23 protein-coding genes are annotated in these 25,270 nt (G+C 64.4%); 16 read left to right on the top strand and 7 right to left on the bottom strand.

Annotated features, from left to right (window positions below):
• Positions 1 to 177: 177 nt before the first annotated feature.
• Positions 178 to 771, top strand: a complete 594-nt coding sequence (locus K420_RS18380) for an OmpA family protein (protein WP_035854581.1) — start codon at positions 178 to 180, stop codon at positions 769 to 771.
• 64 nt (positions 772 to 835) lie between these two features.
• Here the strand turns inward: K420_RS18380 and K420_RS0106980 are convergent, their stop codons facing one another.
• Positions 836 to 1,162 (bottom strand): cytochrome c, encoded by a 327-nt coding sequence (locus K420_RS0106980; RefSeq protein ID WP_232422743.1) that lies wholly within the window; start codon positions 1,160 to 1,162, stop codon positions 836 to 838.
• A gap of 11 nt (positions 1,163 to 1,173) precedes the next feature.
• The gene (locus tag K420_RS0106975; protein WP_027457442.1) at positions 1,174 to 2,187 is read right to left on the bottom strand and encodes an MBL fold metallo-hydrolase; all 1,014 of its coding nucleotides are present in this window, start codon (positions 2,185 to 2,187) and stop codon (positions 1,174 to 1,176) included.
• 125 nt (positions 2,188 to 2,312) lie between these two features.
• Here K420_RS0106975 and K420_RS0106970 point away from each other — a divergent pair, with 125 nt between their 5' ends.
• Entirely contained in the window at positions 2,313 to 2,921 is a 609-nt protein-coding gene (locus tag K420_RS0106970) for a c-type cytochrome (protein WP_084019586.1), read from the top strand.
• Positions 2,922 to 2,934: 13 nt separating this feature from the next.
• Here the strand turns inward: K420_RS0106970 and K420_RS0106965 are convergent, their stop codons facing one another.
• The 3 genes from K420_RS0106965 to K420_RS0106955 form a co-directional block, all read right to left on the bottom strand.
• Positions 2,935 to 5,688, bottom strand: coding sequence for a PAS domain S-box protein (locus K420_RS0106965; RefSeq protein WP_157275039.1), 2,754 nt, complete (start codon positions 5,686 to 5,688; stop codon positions 2,935 to 2,937).
• A 346-nt stretch (positions 5,689 to 6,034) separates the two neighbouring features.
• Complete coding sequence (locus K420_RS0106960; RefSeq protein ID WP_084019585.1) at positions 6,035 to 7,312, bottom strand: NAD(P)/FAD-dependent oxidoreductase; 1,278 nt, start codon at positions 7,310 to 7,312, stop codon at positions 6,035 to 6,037.
• Positions 7,313 to 7,322: 10 nt separating this feature from the next.
• Complete coding sequence (locus K420_RS0106955) at positions 7,323 to 7,628, bottom strand: c-type cytochrome (protein WP_027457438.1); 306 nt, start codon at positions 7,626 to 7,628, stop codon at positions 7,323 to 7,325.
• A 192-nt stretch (positions 7,629 to 7,820) separates the two neighbouring features.
• On the opposite strand from K420_RS0106955, the gene K420_RS0106950 reads away from it, so the two are divergent.
• The 9 genes from K420_RS0106950 to K420_RS0106910 all read left to right on the top strand — a co-directional run bounded on the left by K420_RS0106950 (position 7,821) and on the right by K420_RS0106910 (position 15,337).
• Positions 7,821 to 8,156: an ArsR/SmtB family transcription factor gene (locus K420_RS0106950; RefSeq protein WP_027457437.1), complete on the top strand. Its 336-nt coding sequence runs from the start codon at positions 7,821 to 7,823 to the stop codon at positions 8,154 to 8,156.
• Between the two features lie 25 nt (positions 8,157 to 8,181).
• Complete coding sequence (gene soxC, locus K420_RS0106945) at positions 8,182 to 9,528, top strand: sulfite dehydrogenase (protein WP_027457436.1); 1,347 nt, start codon at positions 8,182 to 8,184, stop codon at positions 9,526 to 9,528.
• Positions 9,512 to 10,558 (top strand): c-type cytochrome, encoded by a 1,047-nt coding sequence (locus K420_RS0106940; protein WP_027457435.1) that lies wholly within the window; start codon positions 9,512 to 9,514, stop codon positions 10,556 to 10,558. The genes soxC and K420_RS0106940 overlap by 17 nt, the downstream gene beginning before the upstream one ends.
• Before the next feature lie 25 nt (positions 10,559 to 10,583).
• Entirely contained in the window at positions 10,584 to 11,051 is a 468-nt protein-coding gene (soxY, locus tag K420_RS0106935; RefSeq protein ID WP_027457434.1) for a thiosulfate oxidation carrier protein SoxY, read from the top strand.
• A 27-nt stretch (positions 11,052 to 11,078) separates the two neighbouring features.
• The gene (gene soxZ / locus K420_RS0106930) at positions 11,079 to 11,390 is read left to right on the top strand and encodes a thiosulfate oxidation carrier complex protein SoxZ (protein ID WP_027457433.1); all 312 of its coding nucleotides are present in this window, start codon (positions 11,079 to 11,081) and stop codon (positions 11,388 to 11,390) included.
• Positions 11,391 to 11,465: 75 nt separating this feature from the next.
• Positions 11,466 to 12,281: a sulfur oxidation c-type cytochrome SoxA gene (gene soxA, locus K420_RS0106925; protein WP_027457432.1), complete on the top strand. Its 816-nt coding sequence runs from the start codon at positions 11,466 to 11,468 to the stop codon at positions 12,279 to 12,281.
• Positions 12,282 to 12,294: 13 nt separating this feature from the next.
• The gene (soxX, locus tag K420_RS0106920; RefSeq protein WP_027457431.1) at positions 12,295 to 12,942 is read left to right on the top strand and encodes a sulfur oxidation c-type cytochrome SoxX; all 648 of its coding nucleotides are present in this window, start codon (positions 12,295 to 12,297) and stop codon (positions 12,940 to 12,942) included.
• A 56-nt stretch (positions 12,943 to 12,998) separates the two neighbouring features.
• The gene (soxB, locus tag K420_RS0106915; RefSeq protein WP_027457430.1) at positions 12,999 to 14,720 is read left to right on the top strand and encodes a thiosulfohydrolase SoxB; all 1,722 of its coding nucleotides are present in this window, start codon (positions 12,999 to 13,001) and stop codon (positions 14,718 to 14,720) included.
• A gap of 2 nt (positions 14,721 to 14,722) precedes the next feature.
• Complete coding sequence (locus tag K420_RS0106910) at positions 14,723 to 15,337, top strand: rhodanese-like domain-containing protein (protein ID WP_027457429.1); 615 nt, start codon at positions 14,723 to 14,725, stop codon at positions 15,335 to 15,337.
• 102 nt (positions 15,338 to 15,439) lie between these two features.
• Here the strand turns inward: K420_RS0106910 and K420_RS18375 are convergent, their stop codons facing one another.
• Positions 15,440 to 15,619 carry a hypothetical protein gene (locus K420_RS18375; protein WP_035854577.1) on the bottom strand — a complete coding sequence of 60 codons (180 nt, stop codon included), beginning with the start codon at positions 15,617 to 15,619 and terminating at the stop codon, positions 15,440 to 15,442.
• Positions 15,620 to 15,886: 267 nt separating this feature from the next.
• On the opposite strand from K420_RS18375, the gene K420_RS21040 reads away from it, so the two are divergent.
• Together K420_RS21040 and K420_RS18370 are read left to right on the top strand one after the other, a co-directional pair.
• Positions 15,887 to 16,996 (top strand): methyl-accepting chemotaxis protein, encoded by a 1,110-nt coding sequence (locus K420_RS21040; RefSeq protein ID WP_027457428.1) that lies wholly within the window; start codon positions 15,887 to 15,889, stop codon positions 16,994 to 16,996.
• Positions 16,993 to 19,203, top strand: a complete 2,211-nt coding sequence (locus tag K420_RS18370; protein WP_232422742.1) for a putative bifunctional diguanylate cyclase/phosphodiesterase — start codon at positions 16,993 to 16,995, stop codon at positions 19,201 to 19,203. Before K420_RS21040 ends, K420_RS18370 begins: the two co-directional genes overlap by 4 nt.
• Positions 19,204 to 19,231: 28 nt before the next feature.
• Here K420_RS18370 and K420_RS19665 read toward each other — a convergent pair whose 3' ends face one another.
• On the bottom strand, positions 19,232 to 21,829 hold the full coding sequence (locus K420_RS19665; protein ID WP_051452999.1) for a PAS domain S-box protein: 2,598 nt from the start codon (positions 21,827 to 21,829) through the stop codon (positions 19,232 to 19,234).
• Between the two features lie 311 nt (positions 21,830 to 22,140).
• Between K420_RS19665 and K420_RS0106885 the strand changes: the two genes are divergently transcribed.
• The 3 genes from K420_RS0106885 to K420_RS0106875 are packed head-to-tail and all read left to right on the top strand — an operon-like array spanning position 22,141 to position 25,251.
• Complete coding sequence (locus K420_RS0106885; protein WP_027457427.1) at positions 22,141 to 22,584, top strand: FecR family protein; 444 nt, start codon at positions 22,141 to 22,143, stop codon at positions 22,582 to 22,584.
• Positions 22,585 to 22,586: 2 nt separating this feature from the next.
• The gene (locus K420_RS0106880; RefSeq protein ID WP_051452998.1) at positions 22,587 to 23,225 is read left to right on the top strand and encodes an OmpA family protein; all 639 of its coding nucleotides are present in this window, start codon (positions 22,587 to 22,589) and stop codon (positions 23,223 to 23,225) included.
• Positions 23,226 to 23,244: 19 nt separating this feature from the next.
• Entirely contained in the window at positions 23,245 to 25,251 is a 2,007-nt protein-coding gene (locus K420_RS0106875) for a CHASE2 domain-containing protein (RefSeq protein WP_027457425.1), read from the top strand.
• Positions 25,252 to 25,270 lie beyond the last annotated feature (19 nt).

The raw sequence follows: 25,270 nt of genomic DNA, 5'->3' as shown, positions 1-25,270 counted from the left end.
GCTTACCTCACGTGGAATGGTTGCCAATTTAGCGAATTGATATATAACCACAAAGACAATTTTTGAATTTGTTTATTCCAAATAATGAGAGAAACCTGGATAAACCCCCGGGCGGCACTGTTCGTCCATTCGACGAGCGGCTATCATGCGGGATTCTTCTCGCCGCCCCAATCCACGATGCGCGCCACCCTGCCCCTCACCCTCCTGCTTTCCGCCCTGCTCGCTGCCTGCTCGACCAAAGGCGACATTCCGCCAAGCAAGCACATTGCGCAAAGCGGTGCCCTGCGCGTCCATCCCGGCCTGCTCGGCAAGCCGGTGCCGGCTGAATTGCAGAGCGAGGCACGTGCCGCCAGCACGCCGGCAGCCCCGGCCGCAAACGCCACGGCAAATGCCCCTGCGGATGGCACGATCCGGATGGATGACGTCGGCCTGCGCACGCAACGCAGCGTCTACTTCGACCTGAACAGCGCCGACATCAAGGCCGATTTCGACCCGGCCCTGCGCGCCCACGCACGCTACCTGGCCGAGCACCCGAAGGCGCGCGTCCGTATCGAGGGGCACGCCGACGAACGGGGCAGCACCGACTACAACCGCCGCCTGGGCCTGAAGCGGGCCGAGAACGTCCGCGCCTCGCTACTCACGCACGGCGCCGGCGAACAGCAGGTCAAGGTCAAGACCCTGGGTGAGGCACGGCCGAAGCTGACCGGCCACGATGAAAGCTCATGGTCCGAGAACCGCCGCGCCGACGTGGTGTACGAAACCGAGAACTGAGCGCGCGGCACTCGCCGCAGACACAGCAAGGGGGCCACGGCCCCCTTGTGCTTTTCAGGCCCGCTCAGTTGTCGAAGCGGTAATACAGCTTGTTCAACCAGGCCGCGACGTTCGCTTCATCTTCCGGAAACCAGCCGGCGTTCATCTGCGCGTTGCAGGCCGCGACGCGCTGCAACAGTTCCAGCCGGTTGGACAGCATGCGCCCATCGCGGGTGTACATCGTGCTGCCATCGCCACCATACATCCGGGCATGACAGGCAACACACGCCTTCTGATGCAGTTCGGGCGCTGCCTGAAGGTCGACATGCCCCCACGGCGCCTCGGCCCGGACCAGGGACGCAAGCAGGAAGAGCGGCACAATGCGGAAAATCTTCATGGCTAACCTTTGCATGATCCGGTGATTCAGAAGCCGGCGGCCTCGGCCTCCAGGTAGGCCAGGCTGACGTACTTGCCAATATTCGTTTCGAAACCCTTGGTCTCCCTGGCCCGCGAGGCAACCCGCGGATCGCGGAGCACCAGCGCCTTGGCCTCTTCCAGCGGCAGACCATCCTTGATCGCCTGTTCACAGGGACGGTAGATGCCCTCGAACAGTTCCCGGTTCCACTGCAGCACACCGCCCCCCGGCTCGCCGTGGCCGGGCAGCCAGATGCGGCTGGCCGTGCGCTGTTCGAGCTGGGTATAAGCCGCCAGGGTGCCGAGATAGGAGCCGTCGTCCATGTTGGCAATACGCCGGTCCATCGCCACGTCGCCAACACAGGTCAGCTTGTCCTCGACCACCTCGACGCACAGATCGTACGGCGTATGCGCCTTGCCGAAATGGTGCAGGCGCAGGGTCACGTCGGCGAAGCGGAGGATGGCGCCATCCTCCAGCGGCAAACGCGGAGGGACGACGCGGGTGCCCATCGTCGCCTGGTTGGTCCATTGCTCGAGCAGGGTCTGCCACAGCCGGCCCTGCACCCCCGCGATTTCGCGGATGGTACCGGGATGCGCGTAGATCGGCAGGTCGGCGCCATAGGCATCGACGAAGGCGTGATTACCGAGCCAGTGATCGCCGTGGTAATGCGTATTGATGATCGCCACCACCGGCTTCTGCCACTGCTTCCTGATCTGGCGGATGGCCATTTCGCCGATCTGCACCGAGGCGCCGGAATCGACGACGACGAGGCCCTGGGCCGTATCGATGAAGGTCAGGTTGCACATCATTCCCTGGTTTTCCGGGGTCGGGAAGCCGTCCGGCGAAAAAATCATCCAGACGTGCGGCGAAACCTGGCGCAAGGGATGGTCGCGCACGGCCGGGCCGCGCACAAAATCGTCCACCTCCCGGGCAAAGGCGGCGACGGCCTGCCAGGGCGCGAACTCGACGGCGCTTAGGGCGCCCAGCGCAGCGGCAGCACGGAAAAACTGTCGGCGATGCATCGTTGTCTCCTCGCTCGGCGAAAGCACCCGACGCGATGGCCAGGCGGTTTCTTTATCGTTTGAAAGGTCAGTGTAAGCGAATTATTATTTTATGATACAGATCAATGAAAACGAGGGGAAACCACTTGAAACGCACACTTCGCCATCTTCTGAGCATCGGCCTGCTTGGCCTCTCCCTGTCGGCCGGCAGCCAGGCGGCCGACCAGGCCCGCGCCGAGGAAATCGTCGGCGGTCGCTGCTTTCTCTGCCACGGCCTGAAGGGCGAATCCGCCAGCGCCGTCTTTCCGCGCCTGGCCGGCCAGCACGCCGAGTACATCGCCAAGCAGCTGGCCGATTTCAAGTCCGGCAAGCGAGCCAGCGAAACCATGAAACCGCAGGTCGAAGACCTGACACCGGCTGAAATGAAAGCCCTCGGCCAGTTCTTCGAAGCCAAGGTGGTCGGCCCGCGCAAGGCGCGCGATGCCGAACTGCTCTCCGTCGGCAAGTACATCTTCGAGCGGGGCAACCAGTTCAGCGGCCTGGCCGCCTGTGCCTCCTGCCATGGACCGAAGGGACTGGGCACGCCGCAGTTGCCGCGCCTGGCCGGCCAGCACCCGCGCTACATCGAGGACCAGCTCAAGCAGTTCAACAAGCGCGAGCGGACCAACGACAATGCGGTGATGCACACCATCGCCTCGAAGCTGACCGAACTGGAAACGCACGCCGTCGCCGAGTACATCGCGACGCTCGACTGAGCCAGTCCGGCAACTAGCCGGCGGGTCTGGCGGCCTGTACGGCGGCCAGCAACAGCTGCCGGGCCGTTTCGAAATCGTAGCCAGCCATCGCCTCGCTGAAGGCAAGACCGTTCGGGCCGAGGATGGCGGACAGGGCGCCGGGGTCGCGTTCCCACGCGGCTTTCGCCTCCAGATCCCCCACTTCCAGCTGGGCCAGCAGGCCGTCGAGATCGATGGCCGGCTGGTCGCTCGCCATCGGGAGTACAGTTGCCGGCGGCTGGCGGCTTTCGCGTGACAGCAACGGCACGGTAAACCAGAAAACGCTGCCCTGCCCCTCCACCGACGAGAAGCCGATCGTGCCGGCCATCCGTTCGGCGAGACGCTTGCAGAGCTGCAGGCCGAGCCCGGTGCCGCCGAAGCGCCGGGTGGACGAAGCGTCGATCTGGTTGAACAACTGGAAGAGACTGCCGTGCCGGTCGGCGGGAATACCGATCCCCTGGTCCTCGACTGCGAAGCGCAGCATGGGCGGCACCGTCTCGGCGATGTCCACGCGCACGGTGATGCAGCCGCGCTCCGAGAACTTGACCGCATTGCCGAGCAAATGGCCAAGCACCTGCGCCAGGCGCACCGGATCGCCCCGCACGATGCCGGGGACGCCGGCTGCCACCGCGTGCTGCAGGATCAACCCCTTGCTGACGGCGATTGCCCGATGCGCCTGCTCGACCTGGCGGAGCAGGCTGGCCAGCTCGAAATCGACCGTTTCGATGGCCAACTGGTCAGCCTCCAGGCGGGAATAATCGAGGATATCGTTGATCATCCCGAGCAGCGTATCGGTCGACGCCCGCAGCTTGTCGAGGCGTTCCTTGCCGCGCGGCGTCTCGACATCGCGGGCAAGCAACGCGGCAAAACCGGCAATGTGGTTGAGGGGCGTGCGCAGTTCATGGCTCATGCTGCTCAGGAAAGCGCTTTTGGCGCGATTGGCACTCTCCGCCCGGTCACGCGCCTCGGCCAGCTCATGGGTACGTTCGAGGACGAGCTCTTCGAGTTGCAGACGGTGCCGCTCCAGCTCCGCCTCGGCCCGCTTGCGTTCGGTCACATCGACGACGAGGCCGAGCACGGCCGGCTGCCCGTCGTATTCCAGAGTACTGCCGAAGACCTCGACCTCGATGCGCCCGCCATCCTTGCGCAAGCCGGTGAACCCGTAGCTGATCCGGGCGATCTCGCCACTCAGGCGGCGACGCAGGTTCTCGGCGACCAGCGCCCGGCTTTCCGGCGCGACCAGATCACCAACCCGGGTGCTGGCGATGCACTCCTCGGCGCTGGCATAGCCGAACATGCGCGCCATTTGCGGGTTGATGTACAACCACTCGCCCCCGCGGATCATGTAAACGCCGACCAGCGACTGCTCGACCAGGGCCGTGAACTTGCGCTCGGCCTCGCGCAGCGCCGCCTCGTTCCGCTTGCGGCCGGTGATATCGCGGATGAAGGCGACAACCTGGCCGCCCCCCTGTGGCTGAAAGGTAGCGCTGGCCTCGATCGGCCACAGCGAGCCATCCTTGCGCCGATGCACATCCTCGAACTGCAGGTGACCGGTTTCGATAATCTGCTGCTGCCGCTGCGCCGCCTCGGCGGCGCTGGCCTCGGCAAGCAGTGCCGAGACATGCATGCCGATCAACTCGTCGACCGGATAGCCCGACATTCGGGCGTAGGTTTCATTGGCATCCAGCAGATAGCCCTCGCGGCTCACCTTCCAGAAGCCGTCGAGCGAGGTCGTCAGGATGCTGCGCAGGCACGCATCGTTGTCGCGCAACGAAGCCTCGCGCGCCTCGATGCCCTCGATCAGGGAATTGAAGCCTGCGATGAACTGGCCGATTTCGTCCGGGCGGCCAACCGGCAGCGGCACCAGGGGCTGCCCCGGTTGGCGCATCGCAGCCAGATGGTGCAGGCTGCTTTCCAGTGGTCGGAACTGACGACGCAGGAACCACCAGGCGAGCACTGCGGCGAGCAGGCTAAGCAAGGCGGTCGCCCCCAGCAGGTGCTGCTTCATCGCCGTGATCGGCGCGAAGGCCTCGCGTGTCGGCGTCGTCACGCTGATGATCCAGCCTGCCGAGCGGATGACACGGTCGGCGACCAGCACTTCCTCGCCAAGCGGATTGACCAGTACGGCAGTCCCCTCGTAGCCCGCCAGGAAGCGGTCGATCAGCGGATTAACCCCCGGCCCGGGCAGCTTTTCCATGACCCGGCGCTTGTCGGTGGCCATGATGATCTGCCGCTCATCCCGATCAATGAGCAGGAAACCGCCGGATTTACCGAACGGCGTCGTCATCGCCTCAGTCATGAAATTGCGCAGGCCGAGTTCGATCTCGCCGACGATAATGCCGAGCACACCCCCATGCTCGTCGCGGATTGGCGCCGCCATCGAGAACGAGGGGGCATCAAAGCGATCGCCGAGATAGGCCTTGCCGATCGTGGCATGGCCCCGGCCGATGGCCTGCTCGATCAGCACGGCATCGCGCAGGTAGGTGCCGGCCCGTGCGTGGCCGACCGGGTAGCTGGCCACCGCCAGCGCGTCCGCGTTGTAAACCACCAGGCCGCCATTGAACAACGCATGCAACAACGGGCGCGCCTCGATATGAGCCTGCATCGCCGTCTCGCCACCCCGCATCGCCTGATCGGCGCCGAGCGCGACCCGCTCCAGCGCATCGAGACGGCTGGCGACGGCGTACTCCATCTCCTTGGCGAGCAGCGTCGCCAGGGAATATTGCTGGTCGCTCAACAGGCGCGTCATGTCCCGCTCGAGAAGGCGGCCGACGAGCAAGGCCAGCGTCCAGCTGCCGACCAGGAAAATGCCGACCGTGATGAGCGTGATACGCGTCTTCAGCGAATGGCTGTCGATCAGAATACGTGTCCCCTCCCGTCATGAAGCCCTCGGAACGAACCCCGGGCTCACGAATGACGTGTCTGTTTATCGCCAAAACCCACATGCCAATATACACCCATATATGACAAAACGTACACGAATCAACAATAACAACATAAGTTTTTAAAGCATCATTCCCTCCCTCCACCTCAAGCGCCCGCCCATAGAAAAAGCCGCCCACAGGCGGCTTTTTGCATACCGTTCAACCCGGCGTTCAGGCGAGCATGTCGGCCCAGATATTCTTGGCCCAGCCGAGGGCTGCCTTGCCTTCCAGTTCGTTGCGCGCCACCGACACGCCGCCGGCGCCCTTGACCGGTTGCACGGTCTTGGTCGCAGCGTCGTACTGGTGCACCGAGGCGACGTGAATGGCGTTCTTGCCATCGACAAAGCTGTAGCAGGTGTTCATCACCACCGGCTCCGGGTTCGGCGCCTGGCCGGAGAGCAGGTTGAGGATGGCGGCGGCAGCCAGCTTGCCGTGCTGGTTGGCCATGTGGCCGGACTTGGGCATGGTCGGCGCCGGGAAGATGGCGTCGCCCAACACATGGATGCCCGGCGTGCTGGTCGATTCCATGCTCTGCCAGTTGATGTCCACCCAGCGGTTGTTGACCAGCTTGATGCCCGATTTGTGCGCGATGTCACCGGCGCGGTGCGGCGGGATGACGTTGAGCACATCAGCCTTGAACTTGTCGAATTCCAGCACCGCGGTATTGGTCGCCACCTCGACGTCCTTGACCTCGCTGTTGTTGCGGTACTCGATGATGCCCTTGTAGAGGTCGCTCCAGGCCTTGGTGAACAGCCCCTTCTTGGACATCACGTCCTCGTTGGCGTCGAGGATGATGACCTTGGACTTCGGCTTGCTCTGCTTGAAATAGTTGGCGACCAGGCAGGCGCGCTCGTACGGTCCGGGCGGGCAGCGGTACGGAGCCTTGGGGATGGAGATGGCATAGACGCCGCCATCCTTCATGGCCTCCAGCTGCTGGCGCAGGGCAACGGTCTGCGGGCCGGCCTTCCAGGCGTGCAGGATCTTGTTCTGGGCCTCGGCACTCTTCAGGCCGGGGATTTCGTCCCACATGAAATCGACACCCGGCGACAGCACCAGGCGGTCGTAGCTCAGCGCGCTGCCGCCCTTGAGCGACACGGTCTTCTTGGCGGCATCGACGGCGACCACGTCGTCCTGGATGACGCGCACGCCCCACTTGCTGCGCAGACCTTCGTAACTGATGGTGATGTCTTCCATCACCTTGGTGCCACCGATCACCAGGTTGGAGATCGGGCAGGAGATGAAGGTGGGATTGCGTTCGATCAGCGTCACTTGCACGCCGCCCTCGCTCCACATGCGCAGGTACTTGGCCACCGTCGCGCCACCGTAGCCGCCGCCAACCACCACGACATGGCCACTGGCCTTGCCGCCGCCAGCACAGCCGTAGAGGGAAGCCATCGCGCCGGCTGCTGCGCCGGCTTTCAGGAAATCACGTCTTTTCATCAGCATCATGGCGGTCTCCTTATTTCTGGCCGGCAAAGTAGGTGGCGATCAGGTCGAGCTGCGCCTCGGTATAGCCCTTGGCAATCTGATGCATGATCGACGCGGGCTTGTCGCCGCTCTTGTAGTCGGCCAGCTTCTGCAGGATCTTGGCCTTTTCCATGCCGGCCAGCGCATCCATGCCGGAGCCCTTGACGGCATGGCCGTTGGTGCCATGACAGTTGGCGCAGGTGGCCGCGAGGTTGCGGCCGAGGTTGGGATCAGCGGCATGCGCGGCGCTGGCAGTCGCCAGCAGGCAGGCTGTGGCGAGGGGTACGAACAATTTCATCGGGACATCTCCTTCCTCATCATGATGTTGTTTGTCATATAGCCAATTCGGCGTTATCAGCTGCAATCCGCATCCTACAAAGGTTCTAGGCACTTAGACCAGAGGGATGCTGCAACGCAACAATATTAGTAGTTGACTATATAAGTACGCAGTTATACATTGAATATTGATTGAAATCAAAAATAGAACAGCATGGACGAGACAACAAGGGTTTTCGAACAGGTTGCACAGTACTTCGGATTGCTGGCTGATCCGACACGGCTGCGTATTCTCTCCTGTTTGTGTGCCGAAGAGCGCCCCGTCCACGAAGTCGTGGAAAAGATTGGCCTGACGCAAGCCAACATCTCACGACACCTGAACATCCTGTACCGCGCTGGCGTAGTTGACCGGCGCCGGGAGGGAAGTTCAGTGATGTACAAGGTTATCGATCCGAATTTCGTCGACATCTGCCGAACGGTCAGCGTCACGGTCGCCAGCCGTGATCTGGGGGACGAGTTGGGTGTCACGGAAACCGATCGCAATCGTTGAAGCCTACAACAGAGGGATGTAACACATGGGTGATTTTTCGAATCAACCGGGACGTTTGCGGCCCGCGCCGGAAAACTTCCTGTCGCATGAACAGGTCAAGGCCGTTGGCGCGGGGCGACGCGACTTCCTGCGCAAGAGTTTCCTGGCCGCTGGCGCGGCCATGGCGGCACCGCTCGCCGCCCGCGCCAGCGAGGGGGACCCGGATATCCTGAACCTGCCGAGCTGGACGACCACGCTCGGCCAGCCGGTCGCGGTCAATCCGTACGGCATGCCGTCGAAATACGAAAGCCAGCTGGTGCGCCGCGAATCGCCCGGCCTGACCCGCGTCGGCGGCGCTTCGGTGTCCTTCTGCCCGCTGCAGGGCCTGTTCGGCATCATCACGCCGTCCGGCCTGCATTTCGAGCGCCACCACCAGGGCTGGCAGGATGTCGACCCGGCCCGCCATCGCCTGATGATCAATGGTTCCGACCCGGCCTTCCTGAAAAAGCCGAAGGTCTACACCATGGACGAGCTGATGCGCCTGCCCTCCGTGTCGCGCATCCACTTCATCGAGTGCGGTGCCAACACCGGCCTCGAATGGGGCAACGTCGCGGTGCCGACCGTGCAATACACGCACGGCATGCTGTCCTGCTCGGAATTCACCGGCGTGCCGCTCAAGCTGCTGCTGGAAGATTGCGGCGTCGATTACAAGAAGGCCCGCTACGTGCTGGCCGAAGGGGCCGATGGTTCCTCGATGACGCGCACCATCCCGATGGAAATGGTCGAATCCGGCGAAGTGTTCGTCGCCTATGGCCAGAACGGCGAAATGCTGCGCCCGGAAAACGGCTACCCGCTGCGCCTCGTCGTGCCGGGCGTGCAGGGCGTGTCGTGGGTCAAGTGGCTGCGCCGCATCGAAGTCGGCGACAAACCCTGGGCGACCAAGGACGAGGCCGTGCATTACATCGACCTCATGCCGGATGGCCTGCATCGCCAATACACCTCGATCCAGGAGTGCAAGTCGGTCATCACCACCCCCTCCGGGGGCCAGACCCTGCTCACCCCGGGCTTCTACAACGTTTCCGGCCTGGCCTGGTCGGGGCGCGGCCGGATCAAGCAGGTCGACGTTTCCTTCGACGGCGGCATCAACTGGCAGACCGCCCGGATTGAAGGGCCGGTGCAGAACAAGGCGCTGACCCGCTTCAACATCGGTTGGGTGTGGGACGGCAAGCCGGCCATCCTGCAGTCGCGCGCCATCGACGAGACCGGTTACGTGCAGCCGACCTACGGCCAGTTGCGCAAGGTGCGCGGCACCAAGTCGATCTATCACAACAACGCGATCCAGTCCTGGAAGGTCGTCGAAAGCGGGGAGGTCACCAATGTCCAGGTTCTCTAAATCGGTTCTCGTCCTGGCCCTGGCGGCTGCCTCCAGCACGGCCTTCGCCTTCGACAACTACAAGGGCATCGGCCGCGATGCCAAGCCGGCCGAAGTGGCGGCCTGGGATATCGACGTCCGCCCCGACTTCAAGGGCCTGCCCAAGGGCTCGGGCAACGTCGAGCGCGGCCAGGAACTGTTCGAGGAAAAGTGCGCCTCCTGCCACGGCTCCTTCGGCGAGTCGAACGAAGTGTTCACGCCGCTGATCGGCGGCACGACCGCCGAGGACATCAAGAACGGGCGCGTCGGCGGTTTCGTCAAGGGCGATATCCCGCAGCGCACGACCTTCACCAAGGTGGCCACCATCTCGACGGTCTGGGACTACATCTACCGCGCCATGCCGTGGACCGCCCCGAAATCGCTGAAGCCGGACGACGTTTACGCCATCCTCGCCTACTTCCTCAACCTCGCCGAGATCGTGCCCGGCGACTTCACGCTGTCCGACAGGAACATCGCCGAAGTCCAGGCCAAGATGCCCAACCGCAACGGCATGACGACCGACCACGGCATGTGGCCGGGCGCCCCGGCCAAAAAGGGGGGTATCGGCAACGGCGGCATTCCGGACGTGAAGAACGTCGCCTGCATGAAGAACTGCAAGCCGGAAGCGCTGATCGGTTCCACCCTGCCCGAGTACGCCCGTACCGCCCACGGCGAACTGGCCGACCAGAACCGCAGCTTCGGCCCGGTGCGCGGCACCCGCACGCTCGGCCCGGAAGCGGCCAAGAAGGCCGCCGATGCGAGCACACTGGACCTGGCGACGAAGAGCGGCTGCATGGCCTGCCATGGCATGAAGAACAAGATCGTCGGCCCGGGCTACAACGAGATCGTCGCCCGCTATCAGGGCCAGCCCGATGCGGAAGCCCGCCTCGTCGCCAAGGTCAAGGCCGGCGGTCAGGGCACCTGGGGTTCGGTCCCGATGCCGCCCAACGCACACGTCAAGGACGAAGACGTCGTCACGCTCGTGAAGTGGATCCTGAACGGTTCCAAGTAATACCCATTTCAACAGAGGAGAAGTCATGAACAATCAACGTCGCACCGTACTCAAATCCGGCTCCGGCGCCGCCCTGCTCGGCATGCTGGCCGCCGCCGGCCTCATCATCCCGGGCATGGCCCTGGCCGACTGGAACAAGGCCGCCTTCGACGCCAAGAGCATGGCCGATGCGCTGAAGGCACTCGGCGCAGCCTCGCCGGCTGATAGCAAGGACGTTCAGGTCACCGGCCCGGATATCGCCGAAAACGGCGCCGTCGTGCCGGTTGGCGTGGCCTCCAGCCTGCCCAACGTCAGCATGGTGGCCATCCTGATCGAAAAGAACCCGAACGCCCTGGCCGCCTCCTTCGTGCTGCCGGAAGGCACCGAAGCCAACGTCCAGACCCGCGTCAAGATGGGCCAGACCTCGAACATCTACGCCCTGGTCAAGTCGGGCGACAAGTTCTTCATGGCGACCAAGGAAATCAAGGTCACCCTGGGCGGCTGCGGCGGCTAATCGAAACGAATTCAAGGAGATAGAAACATGGGCAATCCGATGAAAATCCGCGCCGCCAACAAGGACGGCGTGACCGAAGTGAAGGTGCTGGTCAGCCACGAAATGGAAACCGGCCAGCGCAAGGATGCCGCCGGCGCCATCGTGCCGGCCTGGTTCATCACCGAACTGGTCGCCAAGCACGGCGACAAGACCGTGCTGAGCTGCGAATTCGGGCCGTCCGTGTCCAAGAACCCCTACCTCGCCTTCAAGTTCAAGGGCGGCGCCAAGGGTGAAAAGGTCACGGTCAGCTGGAAGGACAACAAGGGCGACAGCCGTACCGACGAAGCCACCATCGGCTAAATCGTTCTGCTTTACGGCAGCGAGGCGGCACAGACCGCCGCTGCCGGTCAAAACTTCCCCTGGAGGAGTATCCGTATGGTTCAACGCATGTTGAAAACCGTGGTCGGTGTCGCCCTGGCTGGTGCATTCGGTGGCATGGCCATCGCGCAGGACAGCAAGGTCGCCGACGAACTGGCCAAGTACCGCGAGGCGCTGGCCGATGGCAATCCGGCCGATTTGCTCGAAGTGAAGGGCGAAAGCCTGTGGTCCGAGAAGCGCGGCCCGAAGAACGCCTCGCTCGAACAATGCGACCTGGGCCTCGGCCCCGGCAAGCTGGAAGGCGCTTATGCCAGCCTGCCCAAGTATTTCAAGGACACCAACAAGGTGATGGACGTCGAGTCCCGCCTGGTGCATTGCATGGTCACGCTGCAGGGCTTTACGCCGGCCGAAGCGACCAGGCAGTGGTATTCCAAACCGGGCAAGGAATCCGACATCGAAGCCCTGGTCACCTTCATTGGTGCCAAGTCGAACGGCATGAAGATCAACGTGCCGGCGACCCACCCGGAAGAGGCCAAGATGGCCAAGATGGGCGAGTACATCTTCTACCGCCGTTCGGGCCCGCAGGATTTTTCCTGCTCGATCTGCCACGGCCAGGAAGGCAAGCGCATCCGCCTGCAGGAACTCGGCAACCTGACGACCCAGCAAGGCGCCGGCTTCGCGATGAAGACCTGGCCGTCCTACCGCGTCTCGCAAGGCGCCGTGTGGACCATGCAGCGCCGCCTGATCGACTGCATGCGCCAGGCCCGCTGGCCCGAGCCGAACTATCTGGCCGATTCGATCATCGCGCTGGAAACCTACCTGCAAAAGAATGCCACCGGCACCGTGATGGAAACGCCGGGCATCAAGCGCTAAAGGGGAGATCAACATGAAACTGAAACTTGCCCTTTTCGGCGCCCTGAGTCTCGCCCTGGCCGCACCGGCCCTCGCCCAGAAAGCCGTCGAGGTACCGGGCGGCAAGTACGCCAAGGAAGCCGAGCAGATGTTCCGCGGTTCCTTCCGCGCCGACAATCCGAGCTACTGGATGACGCGCCTGGAGCAGGACGAAACGATGAAGACCTGCCAGCAGTACCGCGACAACCCGCCGCGCAAGATCGGCGAGAAGCTGGAAAAACTGAATGCCGCCACCATCCGCTACCCGGTGGACGGCAAGCTGATCGGCGACTGGAAGGAAGGCGAGAAGCTCGCCGCAGTCGGTACCGGCGGCCACATCGGCTTCATCCAGCCGGACCCGCCGGGCCGCGTGCGCGGCGGCAACTGCTACGCCTGCCACGAGCTGGCCAAGAAGGAAGTCGCCTACGGCACCATCGGCCCCAGCCTGCACCATTTCGGCAAGCTGCGCGGCAATTCGGACGACATCGTCAAGTACGCCTACGACAAGATCTACAACTCCAACGCCTTCTCGGCCTGCACCAACATGCCGCGCTTCGGCCTGCACAACTGGCTGACCCCGGAGCAGATCACCCACATCGTGGCCTTCCTGATCGATCCGGAATCGCCGGTCAATAAAGATTAACTTGCGTGATTAACCCGGCGCGGGCAACCCGCCGGGTCTTTTTTGAAGGACAAGCAATGAGCATGAATCGCCGCGAATTCCTCCAGGTCATGGCCGTCGCCGCTGCCGGCGGCATGAGCCTGCACAGCGACCTGGCGCTGGCCGAGAAGGGCGCCGCCAAACTCTACGACCTGCCGAAGTTCGGCAATGTCAGCCTGCTGCACATCACCGACTGCCACGCCCAACTGCTGCCCATCTACTTCCGCGAACCGAACGTCAACCTCGGTTTCGGCGACCAGTTCGGCAAGGTGCCGCACCTCGTCGGCGATCACCTGCTCAAGCATTTCGGCTTCAAGCCGAACACCATCGAGGCGCACGCCTACACCTATCTGAATTTTGAAAAAGCCGCCCAGACCTACGGCAAGGTCGGCGGTTTCGCCCACCTCGCCACCCTGGTCAAGCGCATGAAGGCGACCCGCCCGGGCGCCCTGCTGCTCGATGGCGGCGACACCTGGCAAGGCTCCGGCACGGCGCTCTGGACCAACGCCCAGGACATGGTCGACGCGTGCAAGGCGCTCGGCGTCAATGTCATGACCCTGCACTGGGAATCGACCTACGGCGAGGCCCGGGTCAAGGAAATCGAGGAAAAGGACTTCGCCGGCCACATCGACATCGTCGCCCAGAACGTCAAGACTGCCGACTTCGGCGATGCCGTCTTCAAGCCCTTCGTGATGAAGAACATGAACGGCGTGCCGGTCGCCATCATCGGCCAGGCCTTCCCCTACACGCCGATTGCCAATCCGCGCTGGCAGACCCCGAACTGGAGCTTCGGCATCCAGGAAGAGAACATGCAGAAGACGGTCGATGAGGCCCGCGCCGCCGGCGCCCAGGTCGTCGTCGTGCTGTCGCACAACGGCATGGACGTCGACCTCAAGATGGCGTCGCGCGTGCGCGGCATCGACGCCATCCTCGGCGGCCACACCCATGACGGCATGCCGGCCCCGGTCGTCGTCAAGAACGGCGGCGGCCAGACCCTGGTCACCAATGCCGGCTCGAACGGCAAGTACCTCGGCGTGCTCGATTTCGACGTCAAGAACGGCAAGATCGCCGACTTCCGCTACAAGCTGCTGCCCGTCTTCGCCAACCTGCTGCCCGCCGACCGCGACATGCAGGCCCTGATCGACAAGGTGCGCGCGCCCTACCTGTCGAAATTGAACGAGAAGCTGGCCATCTCGGAAGGCACGCTGTATCGCCGCGGCAACTTCAACGGCACCTTCGACCAGGTCATCCTCGATGCGCTGATGAAAGTGAAGGATGCCGAAATCGCCTTCTCGCCCGGCTTCCGCTGGGGCACCTCGCTGCTCCCGGGGCAGCCCATCCTGATGGAGCACGTGCTCGACCAAACGGCAATCACCTACCCGTGGACGACGGTGACCAATATGAGCGGCGAGATGATCAAGACCGTGCTCGAAGACGTCTGCGACAACCTGTTCAACCCGGACCCCTACTACCAGCAAGGCGGCGACATGGTGCGCGTCGGCGGCCTGCAATGGACCTGCGACCCGACCGCCAAAATGGGCCAGCGCATCCAGAACATGATGCTCAAGGGTCAGCCGATCGACCCGGCCAAGACCTACAAGGTGGCCGGCTGGGCGCCGGTTTCCGAAGAGGCGAAAAATGCCGGCGAGCCGATCTGGGATGTCGTCGCCACTTACCTGCGCGACATCAAGACCGTCAAGCCGGTCAAACTCAATTTGCCGACGCTGAAGGGCGCCGCCAACAATCCGGGGATTGCCTGACCATGAACACGCTACTCAAGAACCTGCTGGTCGCCGCCTGCATCGCCACGGCCGGCGGCGCCTGGGCAGCCGACTGGGCGCCGGGCACTGCGACCTGGGAGCAACTGCCTGAGATCAAGCGCACCAAGCTTGGTCTCTACCTGACGCCGCAGCAGGCCTACGACATGAAGAAGGCCAACCCGAAGGGCGTGGCGCTGTTCGACGTGCGCACCCGGGCCGAAGCCATGTATGTCGGCTGGCCCAGCGACGCCGACGCGCTGGTACCCTTCGTCGAACACCCCGAACTGATGACCGAGTGGGACGACAAGCGGCACATGTACAAGCTGGAGCCGAACCAGGACTTCGTGCCTGAGCTGGAACGCCGCCTGAAGGACATGGGCCTTGGCAAGGACGCCCCCATCATCCTGATCTGCCGCTCCGGCGACCGCAGTTCCAAGGCCGCCGACCGCCTGCAGATGGCGGGTTACAGCAAGGTCTACAGCGTCACCGAAGGAGTCGAGGGCGACACCGCCAAGGATGGCGCCAAAGCCGGGCAGCGCGTCGTCAACGGCTGGAAGAATGCCAACCTGCCGTGGACCTACAAACTCGACAAGGCGCGCATGTACTTCCCGAAATAAGCGCCCCAGCGGTTCGCTACCTGAACATACGAAACCCCGGCCAGACCGGGGTTTCTGCTTATTGCCGGCTCCCGCCCTACCGCGCCGCGTGTGCGGTGACGCTCAATCCTGCTCGACCAGCACCCGGGCCGGCATGTGGGCCAGCCATTCCGAAAAAGGAATTTCCCGCACTTCCGGCACCCGGCGCTCCACCGTCTTGCGGCGATCACGCCAGCCTTCCGGCGGCCCCAATTCCCGTTCCCGCCGATCGTATCCCGAGCGCTTGTCGTTCTTGCCGTGCATTTTGCTTTCCTGCCACCTGTTCCATCCGTACGGCTACAGCGTACCGAAGCCTGGAAATGGCCTCAGTGAAATAAATCACGGCCGGGAAAAACGGGACGGGCGGTTCACCGTCGAGCGTGAATTCCGTCACGCCAGCGGGGTTATTTTCCCAATAATTCCAAAGACATAGATAAAAACAGCGGGCCAGGGATTTTGATTCGCATCAAAACGCGACAGCCAATTCCCGAGTAAATTACTCAACTTTACCGGGTCACCGCAGGAGGCATCATGTTTGGCAACAAGGCAAAACGCGCACTGGCAGCAGCGCAGGCGGAGAACGCCCAGCTCAAGGCAAGAGCCGATATCCTGCAGGGCGAACTCGCCACCACCCAGGCACGTCTCGCCCAACTGGAGACCCAGGCACAGCAAAGCGCCATGCGCCAGATGCTGCTCGATGGCGTGGTCGGCAACCTGCCCCGCTTCGGTGAATCGCTCTCCGGCTTCCGCCTGTCCTTTTCCGGATTGTCCGAACAACTGAGCGACGACGCGGCGATGGTGCATACCGCGGCCAGCGAGTCGGATGCCAACCGCGCCGCCTTCGAGAAGATCGCGGGCAACCTGCATGCGATGTTCGAGCGGATCAGCGTCGCCGGCAACAGCGTCGAAGGCTTGTCGCGCAGCGCCGGGGAAATCGGTGGCATCGTGCAGCTCATCAAGGAAATTGCGGAACAGACCAATCTGCTGGCGCTCAATGCGGCCATCGAAGCCGCCCGCGCCGGCGAGGCGGGCCGCGGCTTCGCGGTGGTGGCGGACGAGGTCCGCAAGCTGGCGGAGCGCACGGCGAAGGCGACAACGGAAATCAGCGCCCTGGTCGGCCGCATTCAGGAAGAAACCGGCCACGCCAAATCGATCATGGATATCGGGGCCGGCGATGCAGCCAGCCACAGTGCGGAAAGCGAAGGCGCGATGCGCAGCATGCAGCACCTGCTGACCCTGTCGCAGCAGATGCAACAGAGCATTTCCTCCTCCGCCCGCCTGGCCAATGCCGAACTGGCGAACATCGAGGAGCTGACCCTCAAGCTCGAAGTCTACAAGGTGTTGCTCGGCCTCTCCGACCTGCAACCGAACGATCTGCCGGACGAAACCCAGTGCCGCCTGGGCCGCTGGTACTACGTCGGCGAAGGCAAGACCGAATACTCCGGCCTGCCTGGCTTCCGGGAAATGGAAGTCCCCCACCGGGCGGTCCACGACCAAGCCCGGCGCGCCGTCGAACGCTACCGCAGTAACGACTTCACCGGAGCCCTGGAAGCCCTGACCCGGATGGAAGAGGCCAACCTGACGGTGATGGCGGGCATGGAACGCATCCTGACGGCGGGCACCGAACGGGGCGGCCGATGAGCTGCACAGCCCACCGGCCGGCCGCTGCGAGCGAGGTCGATGGCATCGCCGCCGAAATGGGCATCGATGCGGACGAGATCGAAGCCCGCAAGGCTTTCCTCGAACTCGGCGAAGCCGATGCCGAGCAGCTGAGGGCCATCCGCAGCCAGCTGGCCGCCGCCCAGAACGGTTTTGCCGACGGCTTCTACGAGTACCTGCGCCGGCTGCCCGAACTGGCCGCGCTGCTGCCCGACGAGGCAACCGTCAGCCGGCTGAAGGAGGCGCACGGGCGCTATTTCGCCAGCCTGACCGCCGGCGATTACGGCGCCGCCTATGTCGCCGGCCGGCTGCGCGTCGGCATGACGCATGCCCGCATCGGGCTGACGCCGAAATGGTATGTCGGTGCCTTCCGCAAGTATCTTTCCGACATGCTGCAGGCAACCTGGACCGCGGCGGAGGGCGATTTCGACACCTTCCGCCCGGCCTTCGATGCGCTGCTCAAGGTCGTCATGCTCGACCTCGGCCTGACCCTCGACACCTACATCCATGCCGACAAGCGGGCCATCGCGCTGCGCGACCGGGCCATCGAATCGAGCGTCAATGGCGTCTTCATCGCCGCCGCAACGCCCCCCAGCTACCCGCTGACCTATGTCAACGCCGCCTTCGCCCGCATCCTCGGCCGACCGCGCGAAGCCATCCTCGGCCAGCCCTGCCTGTGCACCGGCGACGACGACGGTTTCGACATCATCCGCACCGCCATCGCGGAGGGCCGGGACGGCTACACGACGCTCGCCCGGCCGCGGCCCGACGGTTCGCAGCAGTGGCTCGAACTCTTCCTCGCCCCGGTGCATGGCGAATCCGGCACCCTCACCTGCTACGTCGGGGTCATCAACGACGTCACGGCCCGCAAGGCGGCCGAAGCCCAGCTCGCCTACCTCGCCCACCACGACGCGCTGACCGGGCTGCCCAACCGCGTGCGCTTCGACCGCCGCCTGCGCGAAGTCTTCGCGCGCAGCGAAACGGGCCGGGGCTTCGCCCTGTGCTTCATCGACCTCGACCGTTTCAAGCTGATCAACGACAGTCTGGGCCATGGCGCGGGCGATGCCGTCCTCGTCGACGTGGCGCGCCGCCTTCGCGGCGTCTGCCGCAGCGAGGACACGCTGGCCCGCCTGGCCGGCGACGAATTCGTCCTCCTCCTCGAAGGCACGGCGGACGCCACCGCCGCTACCAGCGCCGCGACGCGGGTGCTCGATGCGCTGTCGCCGCCGGTCGCTTTCGGTGGGCGCGAAATCGATGTCGGCGCCAGCCTGGGGCTGGCCCTATACCCCGCCGACGGCAACGACATCGAATCCCTGCTGCGCAACGCCGATGCCGCGATGTATGCCGCCAAGGCAGCCGGGCGCAACACCTTCCGTTTCTACGACGAAGCGATGAACCGGCGCGCCATGCAGCGCCTGGCCCTGGAGAGCGACCTGCGCCGGGCGCTCGGGCGCAATCAGCTCGAACTGTTCTACCAGCCGCAGATCCGCGCCGCCGACAACGGCCTGGCCGGTGCCGAGGCGCTGCTCCGCTGGCGCCATCCGGAGCGCGGGCTCGTGTCGCCGGTCGAATTCATCCCGGTCGCCGAGGAACTCGGCATCATCGCCGAGCTGGGCGACTGGGCCCTGCAGGAAGCCACCCGCCAGATGGTGGTGTGGCGCCAGCACGGTTTGCCGGTGCCGCGCGTCGCGGTGAACCTGTCGCCCCGCCAGTTCGACGACCCCGACCTGGCCGATCGCATCGAGGGCATCATCACCGCCGCCGGCGCCGACAAGGCCTGGCTGGAGCTGGAAATCACCGAATCCGCCGCCATGCAGCAGCCGGAGCGGGCCATCCAGATCTTGCGCCAGTTGCGCCAACGGGGCCTGCACGTCGCGATGGACGATTTCGGCACCGGCCATTCCTCGCTCGCCATGTTGTGCACCCTGCCCTTGAACGTTCTCAAGCTGGACCGCAGCTTCGTCCAGCACTTGCCGGACTCCGAAACCGATGCCGCCGTAGCCGGCGCCGTCGTCTCGCTGGCCCGCCAGCTACGCCTGGCGGTCGTCGCCGAAGGCGTCGAAACACCCGGCCAGCAACAATTTTTGGCCGATCTGGGGTGCGACCTGCTGCAGGGCTACCTGTACGCCCGACCGCTGCCGGCCGGGGAATTCGAGGCCTGGGTCCGGCAAAGGGAAATCGCTGCGTAAGAGTAAGAAAACGGTTGCGGCCAGCCGGTCAGGCCGGTCCGCTGCCCAGCCAGCTCAGCAGCCGCTGATACAGGAAATCCGGATCGACCGGCTTGGCGATGAAGTCGTTCATGCCCGCCGCGAGACAGCGTGCCCTGTCCTCGGCGAAAGCATTCGCCGTCATCGCCAGGATCGGCGTCGCTGAATACCCGCGGAGTTGCCGGATCTGGCGGGTGGCTTCGAGGCCGTCGAGATCCGGCATCTGCATGTCCATCAGGATCAGGTCATAAGCATGGGCGCTTGCCCGGTCGATTGCCTCCCGGCCATCCGCCGCGACATCGACGCGGAGTCCGACATCTTCCAGCAGGGTCTGGGCAATCTCCCGATTGACCGGTTCATCCTCGGCGAGCAGCACACGCTTGCCGGCATGCTGGCGCAGGATTGCCCGGTCAGCCGCCTCGTCGGCCGCCACGGCGGGGGCTTCGGGCACGTGCTCGGTCTGGGCGAGAACAGCGGTAAACCAGAAAGTGCTCCCCTGGCCCTCGACGCTGCTCACACCGACCTGACCGTTCATCAGCTCGGCAATCTTTTTGGTGATCGCCAGTCCCAGGCCGGTCCCGCCGTAGCGGCGCGTCGTCGAGTTATCGGCCTGTTCGAAGGTCGCGAACAGCTTGGGCAGGATGCCGGGCGCAATGCCGACCCCGGTGTCCTCCACTTCGAAGCGCAGGGTCACGCCGTCCCGGCTTCGCGCCTCTTCGCGGACGCGCAGGGTGATCCGCCCGCGTTCGGTGAACTTCAGGGCATTGCCGGCATAGTTGAGCAGGGCTTGCTGGAGCCGGGTTGCATCGCCCAGGAGAGAGCGGGCGCCCACACTGTTTTCGGTGTGAATGGCAATCCCTTTGGCCCGGGCGCTGGGCGCCAGCATGGCGGCCGTACTTTCCAGCAAGGCGCCGACGTTAACGGGAACCGCCTCCAGGGTGAATTTGCCGGCTTCGATCTTGGACAGATCGAGGATGGCGTTGATGATTTCAAGCAAATGCCGGCCAGCCGCTTCAATCCGGTCCAGCTTGCCGGCCTGCGCTGGCGTCAGACCCGAACGGCGCAGGAGATGCGTCATGCCGTTGATGGCATGGAGCGGCGTCCGGATTTCATGGCTCATGTTGGCCAGGAAGGCGCTCTTCGCGATGTTCGCCGTTTCGGCCGCCTCCTTGGCCTGGCGCAACTCCTGCGTCCGGACATCGACCAGGTGCTCGAGGTGCCGGCGATGCTGCGCCAACTCCTCCTGGGTGGCCTTGATGGCGGAAATATCGGTGTGCGTGCCGCACATGCGCAGCGGTTTGCCATCCGCGTCGCGCTCCATCACGCTGGCCTGGTCGAGAATCCAGACCAGGCTGCCATCCTTGCGCAACATGCGGTATTCGAGTCGGTGCATGTTGGACTGGCCAGCCAGCACCGCGGCAATCGAATCCCAGGCTCGCGCCCGGTCCTCGGGGACAATGAAGTCGGTCCACTGTTGCGTCGTGTGCTGGATTTCCTCATGGCTATAGCCCAGCATGGTGGCCCATCGCTCGTTGCGATCAACCGTGCCCGCCGCGATATCCCAGTCCCAGAAGCCGAGTTCCGAACCTTCGAGCACGAAACGCAATTGCTTTTCGCTGTTTTCCAGCGCCCGCGAGGCCATGTGTTGCTGCGTGGTGTCGCTACCGATGCCGAGAACCCCGATCAGCCGGCCATTTTCGTCGTGCATCGGGATCTTGGTGGTTTTCAGCATCTCGCGATGGCCGTCGATGGCGAAGGTGATTTCTTCCTCATTGACCGATGGCGCGCGCTTTTCCATGGCGACGCGATCGTTTTCCCGGAAGAAATCAGCCAGGGCCGGGCTGACGAAGTCATAGTCGGTCTTGCCGACGATCTCGCGCTCGCTCGCCCCGAAATACTGCTCGAATCGCGGATTGCAGGCCAGATAGACGCCCTTCGGATCCTTCAGCCAGACCAGATCGGGAAGCGTGTCGATCAAGGTGCGCAGCATGGAGCGCTCGCGCATGGCTGCCTCCTGCGCCGCTCGCAAGGCCTGCTGCTGTTCGAGGCGCTGCTCCTGATCGCGAAAGATCAGGCAAAGCAGCATGGTCGCTGGCGGGTAGCACAACAGGAGAACCCACCACGCCTGTTCGATGAAGGGATAGCCCGCCCGGTCGGGTAGCTGGCTGAATGCGGCCAGCTGCATCAACTGGACAACTACGCCCAAGGCCAGATAGTGCTGTGCAGAGGGCGTCGTTTCTCGCCGCGACCACCACGCACGGGCCAACACCCCCAACAAGGCGGCGGCCAGGGCGACCATGACCCCGACCGTCGCCCCGATGCCGCCCAGTTGGTAACGATAGATCGCCGCCATCCCCGCCGCCAGTGCCGCAGCGCCCCCACCTCCGACGACGCCCGCGACCGAGAGCACGATGGATCGACCGTCAAAAATGACTCCGGGCGCAAAGGTCACCGGGTTCAGCATGCCGAGCAGGGCCACGCCGCCAAACAACAGGCCCAGCAAGACCTGGCGATTCAGCGCATCGTGTCGAAAACGCTTGAGGACAATCAACCCGGCCGCCACCAGGGCGACCAGGAACGCGATGTTGTTGATCAGGTTGATCAGCATGCGATCGAATTCAGCAACGAAGCCCCCTCACAACACGGGGTCGATATCTGTCGATTTGCCAGGCAGCCTGGCGGAGGGGACGCACGATACAACATCGGAAATTCTCTGGGTTTGAATCACTGTTTGAACGGGTGACGCATGATGGTACAGCCGGCCTTGCCGGTCTGCATGGGATCGATACTACCCGAATCGCCGCCATCGCATTCCGCTGTCGCCCTCCGACGGGGGAGGATGAACGGCATGTCGGACTAGGGCGAGTCTGCTAAAGTGAGTTGTACCGCTTGCACCACTGTGGAGAGGAGTAGGCTGCCATGAAAACCGTCGCGCGTTGGCTCTTCATCGGCCTGATGCCCTGGACCTCGGCCCTGGCCGAGCCGTCTGAAACGATCGGGCATATTCAAACACTGCAAGGAGACGCTTACGTCCAGCGCGCCGGCGTTGATCAGCCGGCAGCAGTCGGCACCGAGCTGCGCCAGAACGACCGGATCCGTACCGGCAAGCCCGCTGCCGTTGGCATCGTCCTCACCGACGACACGACCATTTCGCTGGGCTCGAACAGCGAACTGGCGCTCAATGACTACGCCTTCGAACCGAAACAAGGCCGGTTCGCGCTGGTCCTCAGGATGGTGAAGGGCACCTTCTCCTACATCACCGGCCAGATCGGCAAACTCGCCCCGGAGTCAGCCCGCGTGCAAACGCCGGATGCCACCATCGCAGTACGCGGCACGAAACTGCTGGTCGAGATCAAGGAGTAGCCATGGCGCAACATGACCCCACCCGGCTGGCCGGGATCTTCCGCAGCACGCTGCAGCGTACCGCCTGGCTGGCCGCCTGGCCGCTGCTGCTGGCGGCCTGCGGCGGGCAATCCATCATCCTGGTTGCCGACCCGAGCGGCCATGTCGGCCAGGCCGAGGTTGCCACGGCCGCCGGCATGCAGCGCCTGGAAAAATCCGGCGACATGACGCAGACCCGCGGTGCAAGCAAGCCGCCCTCAGCCGTCACAACCGCCGACCCACGCTCCATCGCGACGACCTTTGCCGAGGCGCTGGCCATCGAACCGCCCCCGCCGCTCGTCTTCACGCTGATGTTCGAAAGCGGCACGACCCAGCTGACCGCCGCCTCGCTCGACCAGGTCGCGGAAATCGTCGCCGCCAGCCAGAAGCGCCCGGCGATCCGCATCCGGATCAGCGGCCATACCGATGCGACCGGCTCGGACAAGATCAACGATGCGCTGTCCCTGGAGCGTGCCACGCAAGTCCGCAACCTGCTGGAGCAAAAGGGCATCCCGGCCCGGTTGATGTCGGTCACTTCGCACGGCAAGGGCAACCCGGCCATCCCGACGCCCGACGGCGTGGCCGAACCGCGTAACCGGCGCGTCGTGGTCATCGTGCACTAGGCTCACGCGGCACCCGGCCATGGCGGACAGCCCGATTCTCCCTGCCGCCCCCGATCGCTGGATGGAGGGCAAATGGGCCATCCTGCTCACGGGCTTGGCGCTGACGGCACTGGTCACGCTGATCTCGCTGTTTCAGCCGAACTTCCTGCACAAGGCCGATCTCTTCGTCTACGACCAGTTGCTGGCCAGTCGGGCCGTTCCTGCGCAATCGGCCGATCCGGTACTGGTCGCCATCGACGAGGCCAGCCTGGCAGCCTACGGTCAATGGCCGTGGCCGCGCTACCGGCTGGCCATGCTGGTCGAACGCCTGCACGCCCAAGGCGCCCGGGTGATCGCGCTGGATTTCCTGATGCCGGAACCCGATCGCACCTCGCCCGAGGTGATCCTGCGGGAACGACTGCGGGACCAGGTCGATGCGCCCACGTTGCCGGCCACCGGCAACGCGGACAGCAATTCGCAGCGCCTTGCCGCAGCCCTGGCCAAAGGGCCGAGCATCCTCGGCTATTTCCTCCATTTCACCGACCGTCCGACGGGCGACCAGCCGCCCAATCCTCCCACCCCGCCGGACGGCCTGGTGGTTACCCGCCTGGCCGGTTATCCCGAGCTGCCGGCGATGCCGAGCGCCCCCCTGCGCAGCCTGCCGCAACTGACCGGCGCCGCCCGCGGGGAGGGATTCACCAATGCCCCGGAAGACCTCGATGGCACGCTGCGGCGGGTGCCGCTCCTGCTGACGGTGGACGGCAAGGACTATCCCTCGCTGGCCTTCGCCGCACTGCTCGCCGCCTCGCCCGACCGGCACATCCAGTTGGCCAGGGAAGATAGCGAAAACATCCTGCGCTGGGCCGGTCGAAACATTCCGCTCGACGCCAGCGGCCACCTGCTGCTCGACTATCGCCGGCCGCCACCCGCGGCAATCTCCGCCCTGGCCGTACTGCAGGATCAGCTACCCGCCGACCGCCTGCGCAATCGCATCGTGCTGCTCGGCGCCCAGGCCACCGGGCTCGGCGACCTGCATCGCACCCCGCTCGGCAAGCCGCTCAGCGGCCTGGCCATCCACGCCACGCTGATCGACAACATCCTGGCCGACACCTTTGTCCGGCGCCCCGGCTGGGCACGCGGCGCCGAACTGGCGCTGACGCTGCTCACCGGCCTCCTCGCCACCGTGCTCCTCAGCCGCACCGGCTTTCTCGTTTCATCGCTGCTCGTCACCGGAGGCACGCTCGCCTGCTATGCGGCCAGCCAGGCCCTGATGAGCAGCCGGGGCATCCATCTTTCCCCCCTGCTCCCGATGCTGACCCTGGTGCTGTCGGGCAGCGTGCTCAGCCTGTTGAAGTACGGCATCACGGCCCGCAAGCTGCGCCTGCGCACCCGCGACCTGCTCGACGCCCAGGACGACATCATCATCAGCATGTCCGTGCTGGCCGAAGCGCGCGACAAGGAAACCGGCGGCCATATCCGCCGCACCCGGCGCTATGTCGAAATCCTCGCCAATCAACTGGCCCGCACGCCCCGCTATGCCCACCTGAGCCGCTTCGATATCGAACTGCTGGCCAAATCGGCCCCTCTGCACGACATCGGCAAGATTGGCATCCCCGATGCCATCCTGCAGAAACCCGGCAAGCTGACCGACGCCGAATACGCGATCATGCAGTCGCACACCCTGATCGGCGCCGCCGCCCTGAGCCGCATCGTCAGCGACAGCGGTCATCCGGAAAAACAGACCTTCCTCGACTACGCCCGCCAAATGACCGAATCCCATCACGAACACTGGAACGGCCAGGGCTACCCCCACCACCTGCAGGGCGATGCCATTCCCCTCGCCGGCCGCCTGATGGCACTGGCCGATGTCTACGACGCCCTGATCAGCCGCCGCGTGTACAAAAAACCCTACACCCACGCCGAGGTCTGCCAGTTCATCACCGAAAAATCCGGCAGCCAGTTCGATCCGGACATCGTGGCCGCGTTCATGGCAAGGAACGACGAGTTCTGGCGGGTTGCCGAGGCTTTCGCCGATCCGGTCGAGTAAACCCAAAAGCCGCCCGGCG

The sequence above is a fragment of the Dechloromonas agitata is5 genome (genome assembly GCF_000519045.1).
Lineage (GTDB): Bacteria > Pseudomonadota > Gammaproteobacteria > Burkholderiales > Rhodocyclaceae > Azonexus > Azonexus agitatus.
The sequence above is the reverse complement of the archived record's forward strand: the minus strand, read 5'-3'. Positions and strand labels throughout refer to the sequence as shown.

Coding starts and splice junctions, on each gene's coding strand:
- K420_RS18380 (WP_035854581.1), top strand. CDS start 178: ATGCGCGCCACCCTGCCCCTCACCCTCCTGCTTTCCGCCCTGCTCGCT.
- K420_RS0106980 (WP_232422743.1), bottom strand. CDS start 1,162: ATGCAAAGGTTAGCCATGAAGATTTTCCGCATTGTGCCGCTCTTCCTG.
- K420_RS0106975 (WP_027457442.1), bottom strand. CDS start 2,187: ATGCATCGCCGACAGTTTTTCCGTGCTGCCGCTGCGCTGGGCGCCCTA.
- K420_RS0106965 (WP_157275039.1), bottom strand. CDS start 5,688: ATGACGCGCCTGTTGAGCGACCAGCAATATTCCCTGGCGACGCTGCTC.
- K420_RS0106960 (WP_084019585.1), bottom strand. CDS start 7,312: ATGATGCTGATGAAAAGACGTGATTTCCTGAAAGCCGGCGCAGCAGCC.
- K420_RS0106955 (WP_027457438.1), bottom strand. CDS start 7,628: ATGAAATTGTTCGTACCCCTCGCCACAGCCTGCCTGCTGGCGACTGCC.
- K420_RS0106950 (WP_027457437.1), top strand. CDS start 7,821: ATGGACGAGACAACAAGGGTTTTCGAACAGGTTGCACAGTACTTCGGA.
- soxC (WP_027457436.1), top strand. CDS start 8,182: ATGGGTGATTTTTCGAATCAACCGGGACGTTTGCGGCCCGCGCCGGAA.
- K420_RS0106940 (WP_027457435.1), top strand. CDS start 9,512: ATGTCCAGGTTCTCTAAATCGGTTCTCGTCCTGGCCCTGGCGGCTGCC.
- soxY (WP_027457434.1), top strand. CDS start 10,584: ATGAACAATCAACGTCGCACCGTACTCAAATCCGGCTCCGGCGCCGCC.
- soxZ (WP_027457433.1), top strand. CDS start 11,079: ATGGGCAATCCGATGAAAATCCGCGCCGCCAACAAGGACGGCGTGACC.
- soxA (WP_027457432.1), top strand. CDS start 11,466: ATGGTTCAACGCATGTTGAAAACCGTGGTCGGTGTCGCCCTGGCTGGT.
- soxX (WP_027457431.1), top strand. CDS start 12,295: ATGAAACTGAAACTTGCCCTTTTCGGCGCCCTGAGTCTCGCCCTGGCC.
- soxB (WP_027457430.1), top strand. CDS start 12,999: ATGAGCATGAATCGCCGCGAATTCCTCCAGGTCATGGCCGTCGCCGCT.
- K420_RS0106910 (WP_027457429.1), top strand. CDS start 14,723: ATGAACACGCTACTCAAGAACCTGCTGGTCGCCGCCTGCATCGCCACG.
- K420_RS18375 (WP_035854577.1), bottom strand. CDS start 15,619: ATGCACGGCAAGAACGACAAGCGCTCGGGATACGATCGGCGGGAACGG.
- K420_RS21040 (WP_027457428.1), top strand. CDS start 15,887: ATGTTTGGCAACAAGGCAAAACGCGCACTGGCAGCAGCGCAGGCGGAG.
- K420_RS18370 (WP_232422742.1), top strand. CDS start 16,993: ATGAGCTGCACAGCCCACCGGCCGGCCGCTGCGAGCGAGGTCGATGGC.
- K420_RS19665 (WP_051452999.1), bottom strand. CDS start 21,829: ATGCTGATCAACCTGATCAACAACATCGCGTTCCTGGTCGCCCTGGTG.
- K420_RS0106885 (WP_027457427.1), top strand. CDS start 22,141: ATGAAAACCGTCGCGCGTTGGCTCTTCATCGGCCTGATGCCCTGGACC.
- K420_RS0106880 (WP_051452998.1), top strand. CDS start 22,587: ATGGCGCAACATGACCCCACCCGGCTGGCCGGGATCTTCCGCAGCACG.
- K420_RS0106875 (WP_027457425.1), top strand. CDS start 23,245: ATGGCGGACAGCCCGATTCTCCCTGCCGCCCCCGATCGCTGGATGGAG.